The organism is Dyella sp. BiH032, assembly GCF_031954525.1.
Classification (GTDB): domain Bacteria; phylum Pseudomonadota; class Gammaproteobacteria; order Xanthomonadales; family Rhodanobacteraceae; genus Dyella_D.
Window position 1 is genome coordinate 2,564,492 of the sequence record NZ_CP134867.1, and the last position, 17,674, is coordinate 2,582,165.

The window sequence follows — 17,674 nt, forward strand, 5'->3', positions numbered from 1 at the left end:
TTACAGGTGAAATTGTGTTTCGCCAGTAAACACAAGATCGCCGGGGAGGCGGTCGGGAGGGTGGCGCCATGACGTATCCAGTGATTGCGAGCGTGCGGAAAACCCCAACGGACGAAGCGCCGGCGATCCCGCATGGATGGGCGGCGTCCACCGCGACCTCGACCGGCGCGGTCGGCCCGGTGCCGTTTCTCGCCGCGGACATCGGCGGCACGCATGCGCGGTTGGGCCTGGTCGCGCCGCAGGCCGACGGATCCCCCCGCGTACTGGCCTATCGCAGCTATCGCTGCGCCGACCATCCGCACCTGGACGACATCGTCCGCGACTTCTGCGCCGGCCTCGATGCGCATCCGCGCGAGCTGGTGCTGGCCAGTGCCGGCTATCTGCACGCCGGCGTGGTGGTGAACCGCAACCTGGCCTGGCCGCTGGTGCCGGCCACGCTGGAGCGCGAGCTGGGCCTGGAGCGCGTGCGGTTCCTCAACGATTTCGAGGCGCTGGCGCACGCCATCGCGCATGTCGACGACACCACCTCGGTGCCGCTGAAGGCCGCCTTCGTCCCCGACAGCGACGCCGGCCCGGTCGCCGTGATCGGGCCGGGCACCGGCCTGGGTGCCGCGGTGTGGTTCCCGGGCGAGCCGCCGCGCGTGCTGGCGACCGAAGCCGGGCAGATGCAGCTGGCGGCGCGCGGCGGCCTGGAGCGCGACATCCTCGACCGCATCGCCCCGCCGGACAGCCACACCCCGTACGAAGCGGTGCTCTCCGGCCCAGGCTTGCATCGACTGTACGCGGCGCTATGCGCGGTTTACGACCGCTATCCCGCCTGCGCGGAACCTGCCGATGTGGTGGCCGCCGCCCAGGCGGGCGACGAGGTCGCCTACGAGGCGCTGCAGCTTTTCGGCGGCTGGATGGGTTCCTTCGCGGGCGACCTGGCCATGCTCTACGGCACCACCGGCGGCGTGTATCTCGCCGGCGGTTTCCTCTCGCGCATCGTCGACCTGCTGCGCTGCGGCCCGCTGGTCGAGCGCTTCCTCGACAAGGGCGTGATGCGCCCGTTCCTGCACAAGGTCCCCATTCGCGTGGTGGACCACGGCCAGCTCGGCGTCGTCGGTGCCGCCAGCTGGCATTTGCACAGCCGCACCGCCAGACCGGTGCCGGGATAGCGGTGCCAAGCCGTTCCGCGGAACGGCACGTGACAGCAGAGCGTCGTGCGCGGGCCTCCTGGGAGGGCGGCCTTCGCCAAATCAACGAAAGGGGTGGGACCAGTTATGAACAACGGCAAGAAACTCTTGTGCGCGAGCATCCTCTGCGGCCTCGGCCTGGCGGTCTCCGTGCACGCGCAGGACGCCGCGCCCGCGCAGAACGGCGCTTCGGCGCGGGACGGCGACAGCTCCGGCGGCAACGCCAAGAGCAAGACCCCGCAGCAGCGCGCACAGGAAAAGCAGGCGCAGAACCTCCAGCAGGTGACGGTGACCGGCTATCGCGAGAGCCTGGCCAAGGCGATCGAGATCAAGCGCAACGCCAATGCGATCGTCGATGCGATCAATGCCGAGGACATCGGCAAGTTCCCCGACACCAACGCCGCCGAATCGCTCTCGCACCTGCCCGGCATCTCGGTGGACCGCCAGTTCGGCGAAGGCGAGAAGGTCAGCATCAACGGCACCGACCCCGCTCTGAACCGCGTGCTGATCAATGGCCAGACCATCGCTTCCGGCGACTGGGGCGGCAACCCGACCGACACCAGCGGCCGCACCTTCAACTACACGCTGCTGTCGCCGGAAATCATCGGCAACATGCAGGTGTACAAGTCGCCCGAGGCGCACATCGACGAAGGCAGCATCGGCGGCACGGTGATCGTCAATACGCGCAAGCCGCTGGACCTGCCGGCCAACACGCTGCGCGGCTCGCTGGGCTACGGCTACAACGACCGTTCGGAAAAAGGCAACCCGCGCGGCTCCGTGCTGTGGAGCTGGAAAAACAGCGACAGCACCTTCGGCTTCCTGACCGCGCTGACCCACGACAAGGAAAACCTGTCGCGCGCCGGCATCGAGTTCTTCGGCTATTCCACGCCCGGCAACAGCATTCCATCGACGGCGACCGTGCACGGCAGCGGCGACCTGTCCACGGCCAAGTACCCGGTGGGCATCAACAGCGCGTACTTCCAGCAGGTGCGCAAGCGCGACGGCATCCAGTCCGCGCTGCAGTGGCGCCCGAACGAGAAGAACGAGTTCAACCTGACCGGCATCTACGTCCGCGGCTCGTACAACAACTTCAGCGAATCGCGCTACGTCTGTCCGGGCTGCGGCGATCTCAACAAGATCACCGATGTGACGGTCAACAACGGCTACATCACCAGCGGCACGGTGTCCGCCAATACCGGCAACGGCCAGCCGTATGCGCAGCTGGACACCAACTACCGCATGTCGAAGGTCACCACCAAGAGCCTCAACCTGCGCCACGACTACAACGGCGACAAGTGGATCCTCTCCAGCCAGGTGGGCTACACCGCCGCCCGCGGCGGCAAGGACCCCGAGTACCTGATGAAGTATCTGCTGAACTCCGGCGGCTACAACTTCAGCTACGACGGCCGCAACACCGCAGTGAACTACGACAACGGCGCAGCTTCCAACTGGGGCCTGCCGGCCTCGCCGGCCGGTTCGCCCCCGGGCGATTCGACTCTCAATGGCAAATACCAGGCCGGCGGCATCTACTACGAGACCACCAAGGATCGCGAGCGCTACGCACAGTTCGACGCCAGCCGCGATCTGGACTGGGGCCCGATCTACCAGGTGCAGATGGGCTTCAAGTACATCAACCACGTGAACTCGCAGGTCTCGCGCGGCAACCGCATCAACACCACCGACGGCATCACGCTGACGGATTTCGAGCCGGGCAGCACGCCGGGCAACCTGTATGACGGCCTGCATGCCAGCGGCGACCTGGTCGACTGGTCGACTGCCAACCTCGGCGCAGTGAAGTCGTATCTCAACGGCCAGCCGCAGGGTCCGTACAACGTCAACTACCCGTCGATCTTCAGCGTTCGCGAGATGACCCGCGACCTGTACACGCAGTTCAACTACAACGCTGGCGGGTTCCGCGGCAACTTCGGCGTGCGCTACGTCGACACCACGGACAAGTCCACCTACTACCAGTCGAGCAATGGCGGCAGCTACTACCTGACGCAGGGTAAGACGCGCTACTACAAGCCGCTGCCGAGCTTCAACATCGCCTACGACATCGACGACACCAAGGTGGCGCGCTTCGGCGTGGCCAAGGTCATCGCGCGCCCGCGCTATTCGGACCTGGCCGGCTCGGTGTCGCTGAACTGCACCGGCGGCAACTGCACCGGCAGCGCAGGTAATCCGGACCTCAAGCCGTATTCGTCCACCAACTACGATCTGGCTGGCGAGTGGTACTTCGCGCCGTCCAGCCTGCTGGGCGCCGAGGTGTTCTACCGCAAGATCGGCAACTACATCGTCAACACCACCACCGAGCGTACGTTCTTCGATCCGACCACCGGCCAGACCAACCTCTACACCATCACCTCGCCGGTGAACGTCTCCAACGCCAAGGTGCGCGGCGCGTCCCTGCTGTACCAGCAGGACCTCGGCTACGGTTTCGGCCTGCAGACCAACTACACCTACGCCCATGCCGACACCAGCACGGGCCTGAACCTGCCGTACCTCTCGAAGAACACCATCAACATCATCCCGTACTTCGAGAAGGGGCCGTGGTCGGCACGCCTGAACTACAGCTGGCGCACGCCGTACTTCACCCAGGTGGGCCGCCTCAATTCGCAGGTGTTCGCCGACCAGTACAAGGAGCTGGACTTCTCCGCCTCGTACCAGGTCAACCAGTGGATGGGCGTGACCTTCAGCGCCACCAACCTGCTTGATTCGACCTACTACTGGTACAACGACGTGAAGTACGCGCCGATCGGCATGTACAAGAACGGGCGCACGTTCGCCGTGGGCCTGAACTTCAAGCTGTAACCGCCTTTGCTTTGGCGCCGGGCCGGCCGCGACGGGAAACCTCCCCTCCGTCGCGTGACCGGCCCATTTTTCGTTGGGCCACCGGTATCGGGGCCATCTTCCACGCGAGGCGCGTGGCGTACTGCCGCTTCGCGTAGACAAGCGACGCCATCCCGGAAGGGCGCGACCCGTCGTCCTCCCCGCGTGATGCCGCTTCCAAAATGCCCCGGGGAATAGTGCGAAATGTGGGGCTGGTTCGCATTGCGCGGGCTTTGCCACATGGTCCCTCCGTAAGCCAGCCGCTATGATCTTGCGATCGACGCGGCCGGATCGGGCCGTACAGGCAGACGCGACACCCCGCTTGCGGGAACGTCGCGGACCACCCGGCGAGCCATGGAGGGCGCATGAAGAAATCCGATACGAGCGTTTCCTGCCGTGACCCGCAGGCCGCATGGCTGAGCGCTTTCCGCGTCGCCGGCGAAGAAGCGCGCCCGGCAGCTTCCGTACCGTCAGCCCGCCCATCGCCGCGCAAGCCGGGTCTATCCGGCTTCCGTTCCCCGCGGATCATCTGGAAGGCCCCCGCCTGCGGGCCCGGGATGGCGGCTTCGCGCGCGAAGGCCTCGTCCACCCCCTCGACCGCTCGTGCGTTGCCGGATGCCATCCGCGCATGTCCGCGGGGCGATCGAACCACGCACAACCGCGCGCCGGCGTCGCCTCGGCGGCGCGCGACACTCACTCGCTGAAGGATTCAAGGAGTCGTCTATGGAAGGATTGTCCGCCCAGGGCCTGGAAGTACTCGGCCACTACGCACGCCAGGGCAATCGCGAACGGTACTGGAACTATCTTGCGCAGCACCCGGGCGCCGACGGCTACGGCCTGCTTGCGCTGGGCGTGGTGCGCAACGACAACCTGCCGGGCGCCGTGGCCAATCTCCACGCGCAGAACTATGCCTACAGCCGCAACCAGCCTCTGCTGACCGAACGCGGCTGGGAGGAGTTCGGACAGGACCTGGTGCGTCTCGACTACGCGCGCCGCGCCGCCTACGCGAACGGCGGTTCGCCCGGGCTGGCGCTGAACCTGCCCGCGAAGGACCTGCAGGAGATCCATGCCGAGGCCTTCGCGCGCAAGCGCATCGATGCCGATGCCTGGACGCCGAACCGCCTGCTGGATGCCGCGCGCCGGGAAGGCGGCGACGCCGAGATGGAACGCGCCTGGCATACCGTGCTCGACCACGGCCGCCTCGGCACGCTGCGCGACTACGACACCGTCGCCGGCATGGTTGCCGCCTACGGCGATACGCGGATGGGCCAGGCGGAATACCTCAAGGATCTGGGCGTGGCCTACGCCAGCGCCGCCACGGCCGCGCCGCAGATCGACCCTGACCTGATCCAGCGCGGGGCATACCGCTACCAGTACAGCGAGGCGACCGGCCAGTGGGCCTGCGACATGCCCGGCGATGCCGCACCATCGGGGCTTCGCTCGCCGCCCAAGGACGTGACCGACCCGCGCGAACGCGCCGATCTGGACGACGCCCGCGCGGTGCGCATCGAGCGTTCGCGGAAAGCCCAGGACGTCCATTCCGACGATCCCTACCGCCAGTTGGCGGAAAGCCCGTTCGCATTGGCGAATGCCGGCGGCGGCCGGGCACTCGCAGGGACGCCGACGGCGCGCGACGTGGCGCCGGCGCTGTACGACGAACTGCGGCAACAGCTGCCTGCTGGCATGTCCGACGATCGCCTGGCGCAGGTCGCGCTCGCGGCGAAGGAAAGCGGCGTCAGGGCAGGGCAGGTCCGCCACGTGCTGGTGGAGAACGACACGGTATACGTCGCCGGGCGCATCCCCGGCATGCTGGCTCAGGTGGACCTCAAGACCCCCGCGCCGCCCCTGCAGGAAACGCTGCAGCGCTCCGCCGCGCTGGATCGGCAGCAGGAGCAGGCTCTACCCGGCCAGCAGCAAGGTCCCAAGCTGGGTTGAGGCAGTGCGGTCCACGGCCTGGTGAGGCGCGAATCGGCAGAAGACGGTGCCGGCCAGAAACACGATTCGCTTCACTCCACTCCACACGGGGCCGGCTCGGCGCACGCCTGGCCGCGAGTGGACCCGCTTGCGCTACAGTCCCGCGCCTCCGGCGCCCACTTCGGGCGAGCCGGTGGTAGCGGGGCAGGCATGCGCGCGAAGCGATTCACTCAGGTCGATGTTTTCTCCTCCGAGCCCTTCGGCGGGAATCCCGTCGCGGTCGTGCACGATGCCGAGGACATGTCCGACGACGCCATGGCGGCGCTCGCGCGCTGGACCAACCTCAGCGAGACCTGCTTCCTGCTGTCGCCGCGGGATCCGCAGGCGGACTATCGGGTACGCATCTTTTCATCGCTGCGCGAGCTGCCGTTCGCCGGCCATCCCACGCTCGGCACCTGTCACGCCTGGCTGGCCGCGGGCGGCTCGCCGCGCGGACGCGAAGTGGTGCAGGAATGCGGCGTCGGGCTGGTGCGCATACGGAGCGATGGCGACCGGCTCGCCTTCGAGGCGCCACCGCTGCTGCGTTCCGGTCCCGTGGAGGAGGCGCTAGTGGCGCGGATCGCCGCGGCCTGCGGGCTGGCCCGCGCCGAAGTACGCGATGCTCGCTGGGTCGACAACGGTGCGGGCTGGCTGGCATTGATGCTGACCGATCGCGAACGCTTGCTCGCGCTCGCTCCGGACCTCGCCGGCCTGCACGGCGTGCCCTTTGGGCTGGTCGCGCCTTGGCCGGGAGGCGAGGCCGCCTTCGAGGTGCGTGCCTTCATCGGCGGCGACGCGGTCCCGGAAGACCCCGCTACCGGCAGCTTCAACGCCGGCCTCGCGCGCTGGCTTGTGGAGGAAAGGAAGGCGCCGGCCTCGTTCGTGATCGCCCAGGGCACGGCGATCGGCCGCGCGGGCCGCATCCACGTCGACCGCGAGGGTGTGCAGGTGTGGATCGGCGGTACCTGCGTCACGCGGGTGGAGGGCAGGCTTCATCCGTGAGTCCGCGGCGCGGGACGTCTTGCGATTACGCCGCCATGCTCCAGCTCACGCGACTGCCTCCGCGTCATCCGGCATTCATGCGCGAGGAGCTGCGATGTCCACGGCGCAGGCCTTGCGGCGCATGAGTCCGCCAACGATGGCGTTGGGGGCGATTCATGCCCCTTCCCGAGTGGCGGTATGTAATGGACACCGACACTCCTCAGAGATTTCCCCTCGATGGACAAGCCGCGCTGCCAAGGCTGCCTTGGCGAATTGAAAGTGGAGCGGCCGGAGGGCAGCGACCCCTACGTGTGGTGCCTGCGCTGCGGCGCGCGCGACGACCGCGAGCCGCAAGAACTCATCTCACTGCTCGAGCAGAACCTGTGCACCGCCCATCCGCGTGAGTCCGCCGGTACGGAGGCGCGCCACGCGCCCAAGGCGGAACGCATCGAGCACAGCCACGCCATCGATCCGTCCGGGTGGAACCAGCACCGCCGTTCGCCGACGGGGTAAGAAGCGCACCCGGCCGCATCACGTGCCGGAAAGCTGTGCCGGGCATGCCTTCTTTCACATGCGCTCTCGCCTGAAGTGGCCATGCTGCACGGTCGGCGCATGGCCGCCGTAGCGGGAAAGGAGGAAGTGATGCGCCCATCGGTCCGTGCCCCAAGGGCGAGGAACAGTTTTGCGGTGACCCACGTCGGGGCAGCAGTGCTGCGTCCCGGAGGTCGCGCATGAATTTCCGCGACGACGACCTGACCCATTACGCCGAACACGGCGCTCCGCCGCTGCCGCCGGCGACGCGGGAGATACGCGTGGAGCACGCCGGCGCCTGGATCTGGTGCGGCACCTACGGCGAGGGCGCGCCGGTGATCCTGCTGCATGGCGCCTTCAATCAGAGCGGCGATTGGGGACACCAGGTCCCCGCGCTGGTCGAGGCGGGCTACTGCGTGATCGCCATCGACAACCGCGGACGCGGACGCAGCACGCTCGGCGACCAGCCGCTGAGCTATGCCTTGATGGCCGACGAAGTGCTGGCGGTGATGGACGCGCTTGGATTGCGCAAGGCCGCCATGGTCGGCTGGAGCGATGGTTCCATCGTCGCGCTCACTTTGGCGATGGCTCACCCGGAGCGCGTCACCGGTGTATTTGCCTTCGGCACGGTGATGCACCTCGACGGCCTGAAAGTGCTGGACCCCGAGGACCCGTTGCTGCCTCGTGTCTTCGACCGCGTGAAGCGCGATCACGCCTGCGTCTCGCCGGAAGCGGAACGCTTCGAGGAGATCGCCCGCGCCGTCGACCGGATGACCAGCACGCAGCCGACCTACGGCGACGGCGCCCTGGCCGCGATCCACGTGCCGGTGGCCATCGTCGCGAGCGAGCGCGACGAGTTCGTTACCGACAGCCACGTCGATTACCTGGTCCGGGTGATACCCGGGGCGGAGCGGATTGCCCTTCCGGAAGTCAGCCACTTCGCGCTGCTGCAACGGCCGGAGGCGTTCAACCGGGCGATGCTGGCTTTCCTCGGTGAGCTTGGCTAGTTTCCTCGTCAGCCGGTGGTGAACGTCGCGGTGGAGTTCGTGCCTGCCCCGGCGCAAGGACAAGGACGCTGAGCATGTCATCCAAAGACGAGATCACGGTGCTGTTCCGGCCTGTCGGCCCGGCGGAGCTGGCACTGCTGCGGGAGACCGGCTTCAAGCGCTGGCCGCCGCGATTGCCGGACCAGCCGATTTTCTACCCCGTGACCAACGGGCGTTACGCCGCCGAGATCGCCAGCGGCTGGAACGTGCGCGACAGCGGCTATGGTGCAGTCACGCGATTTTGCGTGCGTACCGCTTTCATGGACCGGTATCCCATCCAGTACGTGGGCGCGTCGCATCACACGGAATGGTGGGTTCCGGCCGAAGAACTGGAAGCGCTCAACGACGCTATCGTCGGCACTATCGAAGTGGTGCGCGAGTTCCATGCCTGACTTGCCGGGAGGGGCCGGATGCCATCGCCACGATTCGCGTGCGTAGCCTTCATGCTCTTCGCGCTCGCCGGCGCCCATGTATTCGCGCAAGCCTCGAACGAACTGCCGGATAGCCAGGCTTGTGGACAGGCATGTCCGCGGGAGCGGCTGGACAGGGTCTTCGCGCAGGCGATAAAGGACGACCTGGCCCAGCGTCCGGCACCAAGCGCCACCCGGGAATGCGCTCCGTATGGTGGGCAGGACGCGGCCGATCCGCTGCTCGATGTGTGCGCCAAGCTGAAATACGTCAGATCGCTGCCGGCGGGAACGCGCACGCACTTTGCCTGCCCATTCGAATCGAGCGTATTCGTCGGCCAGGACGTCGCCCGCATCCGCTCGCTCTGGGGCGAGCCGGACTACAAGGATGAACCTCCTGAGCGAACGCAGGCGGGATTCCGCTGGATTTACGTCATAGGGAGTCCGATACCGCTGGCCTTCGGTGGCGGCTTTCCGGAGCTGTCGCTCGATTTCGACGATGCTGGCGTGGTCCAGCGAGCGAGCTGCGCCTACTCAAGATAGGCGAGCGCACGCTTCGCCTCTATCGCTCAATCCGCTACGAAGCCGATCGTCGCATGTGTCCCATCGCAGAACGGCTTGTTCTTGCTGCCGCCGCAGCGGCACAGAAATGCGCTCGTCACTCGCGCCACCATGCGGCCGGTGCCGCTGACGATCTCCAGGTTGCCGCGCACTTTCAGTGGGCCATTCGGTTGCGGATCGACGTGCAATGGGCCGTCGCGCACGGCGAGCATGTCCGTGGCCGTGCCGGTAGGCGGCTCGCCACTGGCGACGAAACCCGCGTCGTGATGGGAGCCGTCGCAGAACGGCTTGTTCTTCGACGCGCCGCAACGGCATAGCGTGGCGCGGAAGCCGGCCGGCACGCCGTTCAACAAGAGTTCGCCGCGGAAGGCATAGGGGCCGGCTTCGCGCGTGGCGGCCAGGTTCACTGGCGGCGCGATCTCGTCCGGACGCCCATCGCGGCGGCGGTACTGGATGGCGCCGGAAGGGCAGGCGTGGGCGATGTCGACCAGGCGTTCCACGTCCATGGTGTCTGGGTGGATCCATGGGCCTTGCACGTTGGCGAGGAACACCGTGGGCGCGCCGGTGACGCAGAAACGCGCGTGGATACAGCGCTTGGCTTCGAACCGCAGTGTCAGCTTCTCGCCCTCGACCTGCTCGATGCCGTCTTCGACGGTCGTCGGCGGTGCGGGCGTAGCGGCCGGAGACGCGGCGGGTGGAGCGGAAGCGGCGGTCGCGCTGGCGACTCGATGCAGATCGAAACCTTGCGCCGCGCTTTGCGCAAGGCGCGAAAGCCGCGTCGCGGCGGCCGCGGTGCGGGCATCGCCGGACTCGTTCAAGCGCGCGGCCGCATCGGCCAACTGGCGCAGGCGCTCGGTGAAGAGTCGCCGCGCGCCCGGGCCGGGCGGCAGCGCGGAGGCATCGCGCAGCGCGATGAACGACACGCCGGCATGGCATTGAGGATTGGACGGGCCCGCCGGCAATCGTGCGGCACGCTCGGCCAGCGACGTCACGACATGCATGAGGCCCACGGCCAGGTCGGTCGCCAGCGCCTTGTCGGGGTCTGGCGACGGCACTGCATAGGCGTGGGCGAGCAGTCGCAGCATCAGGCCATAGGCGCTATTGGCCAGATCCACTGTCGCGATCGCGTCCGGGTCTTCGATCCACACACGTCCCTCGGGCCGCGGCGGCCGGCGCATCACCGGGTTGGTGGCGGCGGGGAAGGCGGGGGCGAAAGATGGGTCGGCCGCGAGCAGGGCCTGGTATTCCGCGCGGATGGCGGCGAATTTCTGGTAATGCGAGCCTTCCACGTTGGCCTGCGCGCCTTCGCCCTGCGTGATGATCGCGTCGAAGGCCGCCAGCGCCGTCTTCAGGCAGATCACCCGCTTCGCGCCGGGCAGGTTGGCATCGGCGTCCGTGAGCTGCAGGGCCGGATCGCCGCACAGGGCGCCGGCTTCGCCATAGGTATCCACCAGGCGGCGCAGGCCTTCGCCGAGCTTGTCGTAGAACTGGCCGACGGTGTCGTAGTCCACGCCCATCGGCGTCAGGCGCGGGCCGTCCGCGCCGCGGCTGAAGTTGCGTTCCGGGGCGAAACCTTCGCCGTCGGGCTCGGGCGAGCCGGCGGGGCGCTCCAGGAAAATGAAGTGCTGCAAGGTCGCCATGTTGAACGGCGCCAGCTTTACCACCACGCCGGCGGGCAAAATGCCCGGGTCCAAGGGAAAGTTGAAGCGCCCGATGCGCGGCGCGCCACCTAGCGCCACCGTGATGTTCCACACCGCCACCAAGTGGCCCATCTCTTCCGTCGCCACCTGCAGGATGGAACGGCGCCAGCGCGATACCGCGTCGAGCTGCGCCGGCGTCAGCCCCTCCTCGACCGACGACTTCAGCGAGAAGGCGGCATAGAGATACGTGCACATCAGGCAGTGCTCGAGCTCGGCAGCCTCATACAGCGCATGCAGCGCCTGCTCGCGGCTGGGCGCGGAAAGGTAGGGGTGGTTGCTGGCCATGGGCTGGCTCCCCGGGTGGGCCGGTGTGGGAACGGTTGGCGATGCGCCGTCAGCGAAGATAGCGCGGCGAACGTGACGCGAGGAAGCGGCCGCCATCGTGTTTACCCGACCGGGTAAAAGCGAGGCAGCAAAACGCGCATTTCGTCAAGGCAGCGCGAAGCGGGCGCCGTCTCTACAATGCGCCCCCTTTGCCTGACCGGAGCGAGCGATGACGGAGATTGTCGTCAACGAAGAACTCAAGGCCTACATCGATCCGATGACGACGGACGAATACGAGGCCCTGGAACGCAGCATCCTCGCGGAGGGTTGCCGCGATGCGCTGGTGCTGTGGGGCAACATCCTCGTCGACGGCCACCACCGCTACAGCGTCTGCCGCAAACACGACCTGCCGTTCCAGACCATCCAGAACACGCGCTTCCAGTCGATGGAAGACGTGCACCTGTGGATGATCGAACAGCACCTCGGCCGCCGCAGCGTCTCGCCGTTCCAGCGCGGCGTGCTGGCGCTGCGCAAGCGGGAAATCCTGGCGAAGCGCCGTGCGCAGGCGCAGGAGGTCGAGGAAGAAGTCAGGGTGCCCGCGGAGCCGCCTGCAGCGGACGCCGTCGAACCTGCCACCGAGGCCGCCGCGTCGCCCGTCGCTACAGCCGAACCTCTACCGAGCCGCGAAGAACTCGCCCGCGAGGCGCGCCTGAGCCAGAACCAGGTCGGCTTGATCGAAAAGATCCACAAGCAGGCCACGGAGGAGGTCGTCGCCGCCGTCAAATCCGGCGTGCTCTCCATCAACGCCGCCGCCGCCGTGGCCAGCCTGCCGGCCGAGGAGCAGCGCGCAGCGGCCGAAGCGGGCGAGGATGAACTCAAGAACGCAGCCAAGCGCGTCCGCGAGTCGCGGCGACGGCCGCGCAAGGAGAGCAAGGAGGCGGAGGCGGTCGCTTCGGTCGACGCACTTGAGACTGTTGGCGAACACGCGGAACCGCTGTCGGTCGATGAGCGCCAGGAACTGCTCGCGCTGCGGGAGCAGGTGGCGGAACTGACGGCGGAGAATGAGGCGTTGCGCAAGCAGTTGGCGGATTTGCAGGGGTGATCGGATAGGGGTGGATGGCGCGCTGGTAGGGCGCGTCATAGGGATGGCGGCGGCTTGGTATTGCGTGCGATGGGGGCGTCTATTGCGGCGTTTTCGCGAGCACCCACCCCTCATCCCGCCTTCTCCCCGGAGGGGAGAAGGAGAAGTGCGGTACCGCGGCAAGCAGCCAATGACCAAGCAAGAGCGAGCGAAGCGACGCTCCGAATGCTCTTGATCTCCCGGGTTCCCTTCGCGGCGGTGAGGGCTGGACGATCAGGCCCGCGAAGCGGGGCGGGGGCAGGACGCCCCCGCCTTTTCGATCAGGGCAGGGATGCCCTGTCGAAAAGCCCGGCCAGCCCTCAACGCACCCGCAGCAGCGAAGGCTGCGGAGGGCGCCGCGCAGGGGGCCCTTCTTCTTGGTTAGGCGGTGTCAATCTAGAAGTGCATCATCGATGGCCTGAGCGAGGTCATCGTGCCCCATGGCACGCATGAACATCTCCGCCGGACAGTGGTAGCCCAAGGTGGCTCGGGGCCGAAGGTTCATCTCCTGAGCGATGGCATCCAGCGCTCGCTGGCTATGCACGGACAGATCGGTGCCTTTAGGGAGGTACTGCCGCAGCAGGCCGTTGGTGTTTTCGCAGATGCCCCGCTGCCAGGGGCTGCGCGGATCGGCGAAATAAATGCTCAAGCCGGTACGTTCGGACAAGGTCTTGTACAGCGCCATTTCCTTGCCCTGGTCATAGGTCAGTGTCTGGCGAAGCTCCGGCGGCACGCCCTGGAAGGCGCGACTGAAGCCCTCCAGCGCCTCCTGGGCCGAACACCCCTTCATCTTGACCAGCTTCAGGAACAAAGTGCGTCGATCCACCAGCACCCCCACCGACGATCGGTTACGCGCCCCCTTGAGGAAGTCGCCTTCCCAATGGCCTGGTAACAGGCGCTCGTTGGCCTCCGGCGGGCGGTCATGAATACTCGGCAGATCCTGCATGCGGCCGCGCCGGTTCGCCCCTTGGCCACGCGGACGGCGTGCGCACTTGTGTTGGCGCAGCAAGGCCACCAGCTCACGCCGCAGTTCGCCACGCGGCATGGCATAAATCGCGGTGTAGATCGTCTCATGGGACACGTGTTTGGCCGGCTCGTCAGGATGCTGCCGGCGCAGTGTGCGGCTCACTTCTTGCGGTGACCAGCGGCGCGCTAACAGCTGGCGCACCAGGGGCCACAAGACCCCATCACGATGTAGCTTGCGCCGTCGGCGTGCCTTGCGCGCGAGCCGTCGAGCCCGCGCACCGGCACGGCGGGCGTCATAGCCAAGTGTCGGACGACCCATGCGCGGACGCTCCGCCGGTTCGCGGTGCCCATTACGCGCCAATTCCCGGGAAATCGTGCTAGCCGAACGGCCTAGCAGCCGTGCCAGCTGCCGAGCGCTCTCGCCGCGTGCCTTGCCCACCATGATCGCGCCCCGTTCTTCGGCGCTCAGATGGCTGTAATGCTGTCCCATGCATCACCGTGTCGTGGGGGTGGTGCACTTGATGTTAGAGACCGCCTTACTTCTTCTTGGGCAAGCAAGAAGAAGTAACTCGCTCTCCGGCAGGAGAGCGAAACCCCTCGCCCCGCGAGGGGTGAGACACGGCTGGCGACCACGTCGCGACAACCGAGCCATGTCGCCACTGGATGACTCGCTACGCTCGCCCCATCGGGGCCGCCATCCGGCGTTCTCCGCGCTACGCGCTCCGTCCAGCCTATGCCGGAATGACGAGGATGGGAGGCGATCGTCAGCGCCTTGCGTTGGGGTCCGCACGCTCACCCAACCTACGCCGCTCCGTGCTCCATCCGGCCTACGCCGGAATCATATGAGCAGAGAAGATGAGGCCCGAAACATGCACCCTCTCTCACAAGAAAACAAAAACCCTCTCCCATAGACCCGACAAGATTGCCGACCCCACCAACATCGTGATGCAACGGCCACATGCGACAAGGGCACCCAACAGTTTAGGCTCCCGCCAACCGCCAACCGCCAACCGCCAACCGCCAACCGCCAACCGCCAACCGCCAACCGCCAACCGGCGCGTGCCCCGCGCCCCGACGCCACGACAAGGAGCCTCCATGCCCAAGACCCGTCCTTCGCGCCCATGGCTGTGGGCCATCCCTCTGCTATTCCTTTCCCCGGCCTGGGCAGGATCCCCCGCCCCCTTGCCGGAAGGCGATGCACTCGTGCGCACGATCTCTACGCTCGACGGCAAACTGTTCGATGCCTACAACCGCTGCGACCTGAAGACGTTCGGCGACTACTTCGCCCCCGACGTGGAGTTCTTCCACGACAAGGGCGGGCTGATGACCTCGCGCGACGCCGTGGTAGATGCCACCCGCAGGAACATCTGCCACAAGGTGCGCCGCGAGCTGGTCGGGACGCTGGAGGTCTATCCGATCAAGGACTACGGCGCCATCGAGACGGGTACGCATCGCTTCTGCGCCATCGGCGGCAGCGCTTGCCAGGGCGAGGGGAAATTCCTGCACATCTGGCGTTACCACGATGGACAATGGCAGCTCACCCGGGTGGTGAGTTACGACCATCACAGTATCGAAGGCAGCGTGAAGTAGGCCGGGGAACGGGCATGCAGCATGCACCGAAGTGCGAGTACACCGTGGAGTTCCGGATCGAAGGCGCGACACTGGTGCCGGACCGGATCACGGACATCCTCGGGCTGCAGCCGAGCCTCGTCCGCCTCGCGGGCGACCGCCGCGGCACGGGCCGAGACTTCGACAAGGCACTCTGGGCTTTTTCGGGCGATCCGCTGCCGTCGGGCGAGGCCCGGACGTGGGAGGCGCTCGACGATGGCCTGCGATACGTCGCCGCGCAGCTGGCCCCTCGCTCGGCAGCGCTCCGCGGCTTACTTCGCGAGTTCGACGGCTACTGGTGGTGCGCCCACTTCGAAACCGGCCTCGTGGGCGAAACCCGGATGAGCCCGGACGTCATGCTGGCGCTTGCCGACATCGGCGCGCCCTTGCTGCTGGCGGCGTACTTCGGATCGCTTGTGTCCAAGTGAAGAACGCAAGCGCAAGTTGGCATTGCGATCCGCAACCAGGCACGGCACGCTTGCACGATCGACTCGGGCTTTTCATCAGGGACGTGTGAATGTTCGGCTTCTTCAAGAAACGCAAGAAAACGGCCGCTGCGGCCACGCCGGTTGCCCAGGACCAGTCCGCCGGCGAGCAGCGTCTGATCTCGTTCGTCGATGCCTACGGGCGCAGCTTCCAGGTGCCGCTGGAGCAGTGGCGCGAGTCCGTGCTCAGGCCGAATCTTCAGGCCAAGTGGGACAGTCCGGACGAACTTTATTCGTTGATCCTCTCGGCGCTGGGCGACGATCTCGCCGCCGACGTCGACCAGGCCAGTGCCCGCCTGCTGGAGATCGATCCCACGCCGGAGCGCGCCTTCGTGACTCGCGCCATCGTGCAGATGCGGCTGGAGCGGCTCGAGGATGCCGGCGCTACGCTGCGCAAGGCGATCGCGCAGCTGGGCGAGAGCGGCATCCTGCTCACCAATCTGGCCAAGGTCATCGACATGCAAGGCGACCACGCCTGGGCCATGGCCACACTCGACCGCGCGCTGGAGCTGGACCCGAACCAGGACAACGGCCTGGGCTGGCGCATTGCCGTGCTTAACGAGGCACAGGGGGAGGCCGCCGCGGGTGCCTATCTGCGCAATCTCGCGGCGCGCCCGGACAGCTGGTATCCGCAACTGCTGCTCGGGCGGGGCGCCGTTCGCGCGGGTCGGCGCGAAGAAGGGCTAGCCTGGTTCGACCAGGCGCTCGCGCGCGCACCTCATGGCTCGGGCCTGCTGTTGACCGTCACCGGCGAGCTGGGACAGCAAGGGCTGCTCAATGATGCCGTCCAGCGGGTAGCCCCGCTGTACGACGAGCGCCGCGACGACATCCGCGTCGGCTACAACCTGCTGCAGGCGTACCTGGAGCTGGGCGATGCCGGCACCGGCCGTGCGCTGCTCGATCGCCTGTTCGCCCTGGGCCAGCCGGCGTATGCGGAACCGTTGCAGCATTTCGCCAAGGCCTTCGACGAGATGATCGTCGAGCCGCCGAAAACCCTGCACCACGAACCGCAGCTCCAGATGATGCAGCTGGCGTCGCCGCCATGGCTGCTGGGCATGCACGACATGGCCTGGGCCGCGCCGGCCCGCGGCGAGAACCGCCCGCGCGTGGTGCTGCTGCCATTGGCGGCGACCGGCGAAGCGCTCGAAGGACACGGGCGCACCGGTCGCGAGGACGAGCGCGGGCGCCTGTCGCGCGCGCTGCCGTTGCTGCTGCTCGAGCAACTGATCTATTGCAGCGACCTGGATGCCATATTCAACGTCCCGGTAGCCGATGGCCACAACCTGGTGCTGTTCGGCCGCCCGATCGGCGACGAGGAGCTGGAGTTCCTTGCCGGCGAGTTCGCGTTCGCCGCGGAAGGCGAGATCGCCGCGCTAGAAGGAGAGCGGTTCAAGATCACCTACCGCCTGCGAAAGCTGGACGACCTGGCGATCGTGCGGCAGGTCGAGCGCGAGTTCGGCGCGGCGGACGCCGGCGATGCGCTCATCGCCATCACCGGCGAGGTGCTGTCCGCCCTCGGCGCTGCCACGGCTTCCGTCATCGAGCCGCGCGTGCCCATGTACGCGCTGCCCGCGGCCTGTGCCAGCGAGTATGTGAGTGCGCTCGGGCAGGCGCTGTCGCTCACGCTGGTCTGCCTGGCCGATGCACGGGACACGCTGTTCGGCGAACGCAATATCTACGGCTGGATGCAGTCGCTTGCGGTCGCGCTGCCGGACAACGACCCTGCGCAATTCATGTATTTCACCGCGCTGGCGAAGGGGCGGCGCATGGGGTCGCCGATCGTCGATGAGTTCGAGAAGCCGGCGGCTCAGCGCATGCGCGAGCTGGTGAGGGCAGGGCGTTATCCTGCCCGGCTGCTGCCGCTGATAGTGGCGGTGTATCCGGACAACGACGAGCTGGGCGAGTTGCTCGCGGCGGCCGTACCGGTATCCGACGAGACCTACGGCACCTGGTGCGCGCGGATCAGCGGCGCTTTCGGCGCTGCATCCGCCAAGCCATCCGACTCGTAATCCGGTCTTCCTGTCCAAGAAAAAGGTGGACGCCTAGAC

The 17,674-nt window shown here is 67.2% G+C and carries 14 protein-coding genes; 12 read left to right on the forward strand and 2 right to left on the reverse strand.

Annotation, left to right across the window (positions count from 1 at the left end):
• The first annotated feature begins 68 nt into the window (after positions 1-68).
• The 8 genes from RKE25_RS11515 (at position 69) to RKE25_RS11550 (ending at position 9,465) form a co-directional block, all read left to right on the forward strand.
• Positions 69-1,157, forward strand: coding sequence for a glucokinase (locus RKE25_RS11515; protein WP_311838239.1), 1,089 nt, complete (start codon positions 69-71; stop codon positions 1,155-1,157).
• A gap of 105 nt (positions 1,158-1,262) precedes the next feature.
• Positions 1,263-3,986, forward strand: coding sequence for a TonB-dependent receptor (locus RKE25_RS11520; RefSeq protein ID WP_311838240.1), 2,724 nt, complete (start codon positions 1,263-1,265; stop codon positions 3,984-3,986).
• Positions 3,987-4,727: 741 nt separating this feature from the next.
• On the forward strand, positions 4,728-5,939 hold the full coding sequence (locus RKE25_RS11525) for a hypothetical protein (protein WP_311838241.1): 1,212 nt from the start codon (positions 4,728-4,730) through the stop codon (positions 5,937-5,939).
• A 189-nt stretch (positions 5,940-6,128) separates the two neighbouring features.
• A complete protein-coding gene (locus RKE25_RS11530) occupies positions 6,129-6,959 on the forward strand; it encodes a PhzF family phenazine biosynthesis protein (RefSeq protein ID WP_311838242.1) in 831 nt (276 codons plus the stop codon).
• Between the two features lie 216 nt (positions 6,960-7,175).
• A complete protein-coding gene (locus RKE25_RS11535) occupies positions 7,176-7,451 on the forward strand; it encodes a hypothetical protein (RefSeq protein WP_311838243.1) in 276 nt (91 codons plus the stop codon).
• Positions 7,452-7,669: 218 nt separating this feature from the next.
• A complete protein-coding gene (locus RKE25_RS11540; protein WP_311838244.1) occupies positions 7,670-8,476 on the forward strand; it encodes an alpha/beta hydrolase in 807 nt (268 codons plus the stop codon).
• Between the two features lie 74 nt (positions 8,477-8,550).
• Positions 8,551-8,907, forward strand: a complete 357-nt coding sequence (locus tag RKE25_RS11545) for a hypothetical protein (protein ID WP_311838245.1) — start codon at positions 8,551-8,553, stop codon at positions 8,905-8,907.
• A gap of 51 nt (positions 8,908-8,958) precedes the next feature.
• A complete protein-coding gene (locus RKE25_RS11550) occupies positions 8,959-9,465 on the forward strand; it encodes a hypothetical protein (protein WP_311838246.1) in 507 nt (168 codons plus the stop codon).
• A 26-nt stretch (positions 9,466-9,491) separates the two neighbouring features.
• Here RKE25_RS11550 and RKE25_RS11555 read toward each other — a convergent pair whose 3' ends face one another.
• Positions 9,492-11,468: a ferritin-like domain-containing protein gene (locus tag RKE25_RS11555; protein WP_311838247.1), complete on the reverse strand. Its 1,977-nt coding sequence runs from the start codon at positions 11,466-11,468 to the stop codon at positions 9,492-9,494.
• 208 nt (positions 11,469-11,676) lie between these two features.
• Between RKE25_RS11555 and RKE25_RS11560 the strand changes: the two genes are divergently transcribed.
• The gene (locus tag RKE25_RS11560) at positions 11,677-12,549 is read left to right on the forward strand and encodes a plasmid replication/partition related protein (protein WP_311838248.1); all 873 of its coding nucleotides are present in this window, start codon (positions 11,677-11,679) and stop codon (positions 12,547-12,549) included.
• A 409-nt stretch (positions 12,550-12,958) separates the two neighbouring features.
• On the opposite strand, the gene RKE25_RS11565 is transcribed toward RKE25_RS11560, so the two are convergent.
• Positions 12,959-14,023 (reverse strand): IS30 family transposase, encoded by a 1,065-nt coding sequence (locus tag RKE25_RS11565; RefSeq protein WP_311838249.1) that lies wholly within the window; start codon positions 14,021-14,023, stop codon positions 12,959-12,961.
• Positions 14,024-14,628: 605 nt separating this feature from the next.
• Between RKE25_RS11565 and RKE25_RS11570 the strand changes: the two genes are divergently transcribed.
• The 3 genes from RKE25_RS11570 (at position 14,629) to RKE25_RS11580 (ending at position 17,635) form a co-directional block, all read left to right on the forward strand.
• Positions 14,629-15,123, forward strand: coding sequence for a nuclear transport factor 2 family protein (locus RKE25_RS11570; protein ID WP_311838250.1), 495 nt, complete (start codon positions 14,629-14,631; stop codon positions 15,121-15,123).
• A gap of 14 nt (positions 15,124-15,137) precedes the next feature.
• The gene (locus tag RKE25_RS11575; RefSeq protein ID WP_311838251.1) at positions 15,138-15,569 is read left to right on the forward strand and encodes a DUF4279 domain-containing protein; all 432 of its coding nucleotides are present in this window, start codon (positions 15,138-15,140) and stop codon (positions 15,567-15,569) included.
• 89 nt (positions 15,570-15,658) lie between these two features.
• Positions 15,659-17,635 (forward strand): hypothetical protein, encoded by a 1,977-nt coding sequence (locus tag RKE25_RS11580; RefSeq protein WP_311838252.1) that lies wholly within the window; start codon positions 15,659-15,661, stop codon positions 17,633-17,635.
• Positions 17,636-17,674: the final 39 nt, after the last annotated feature.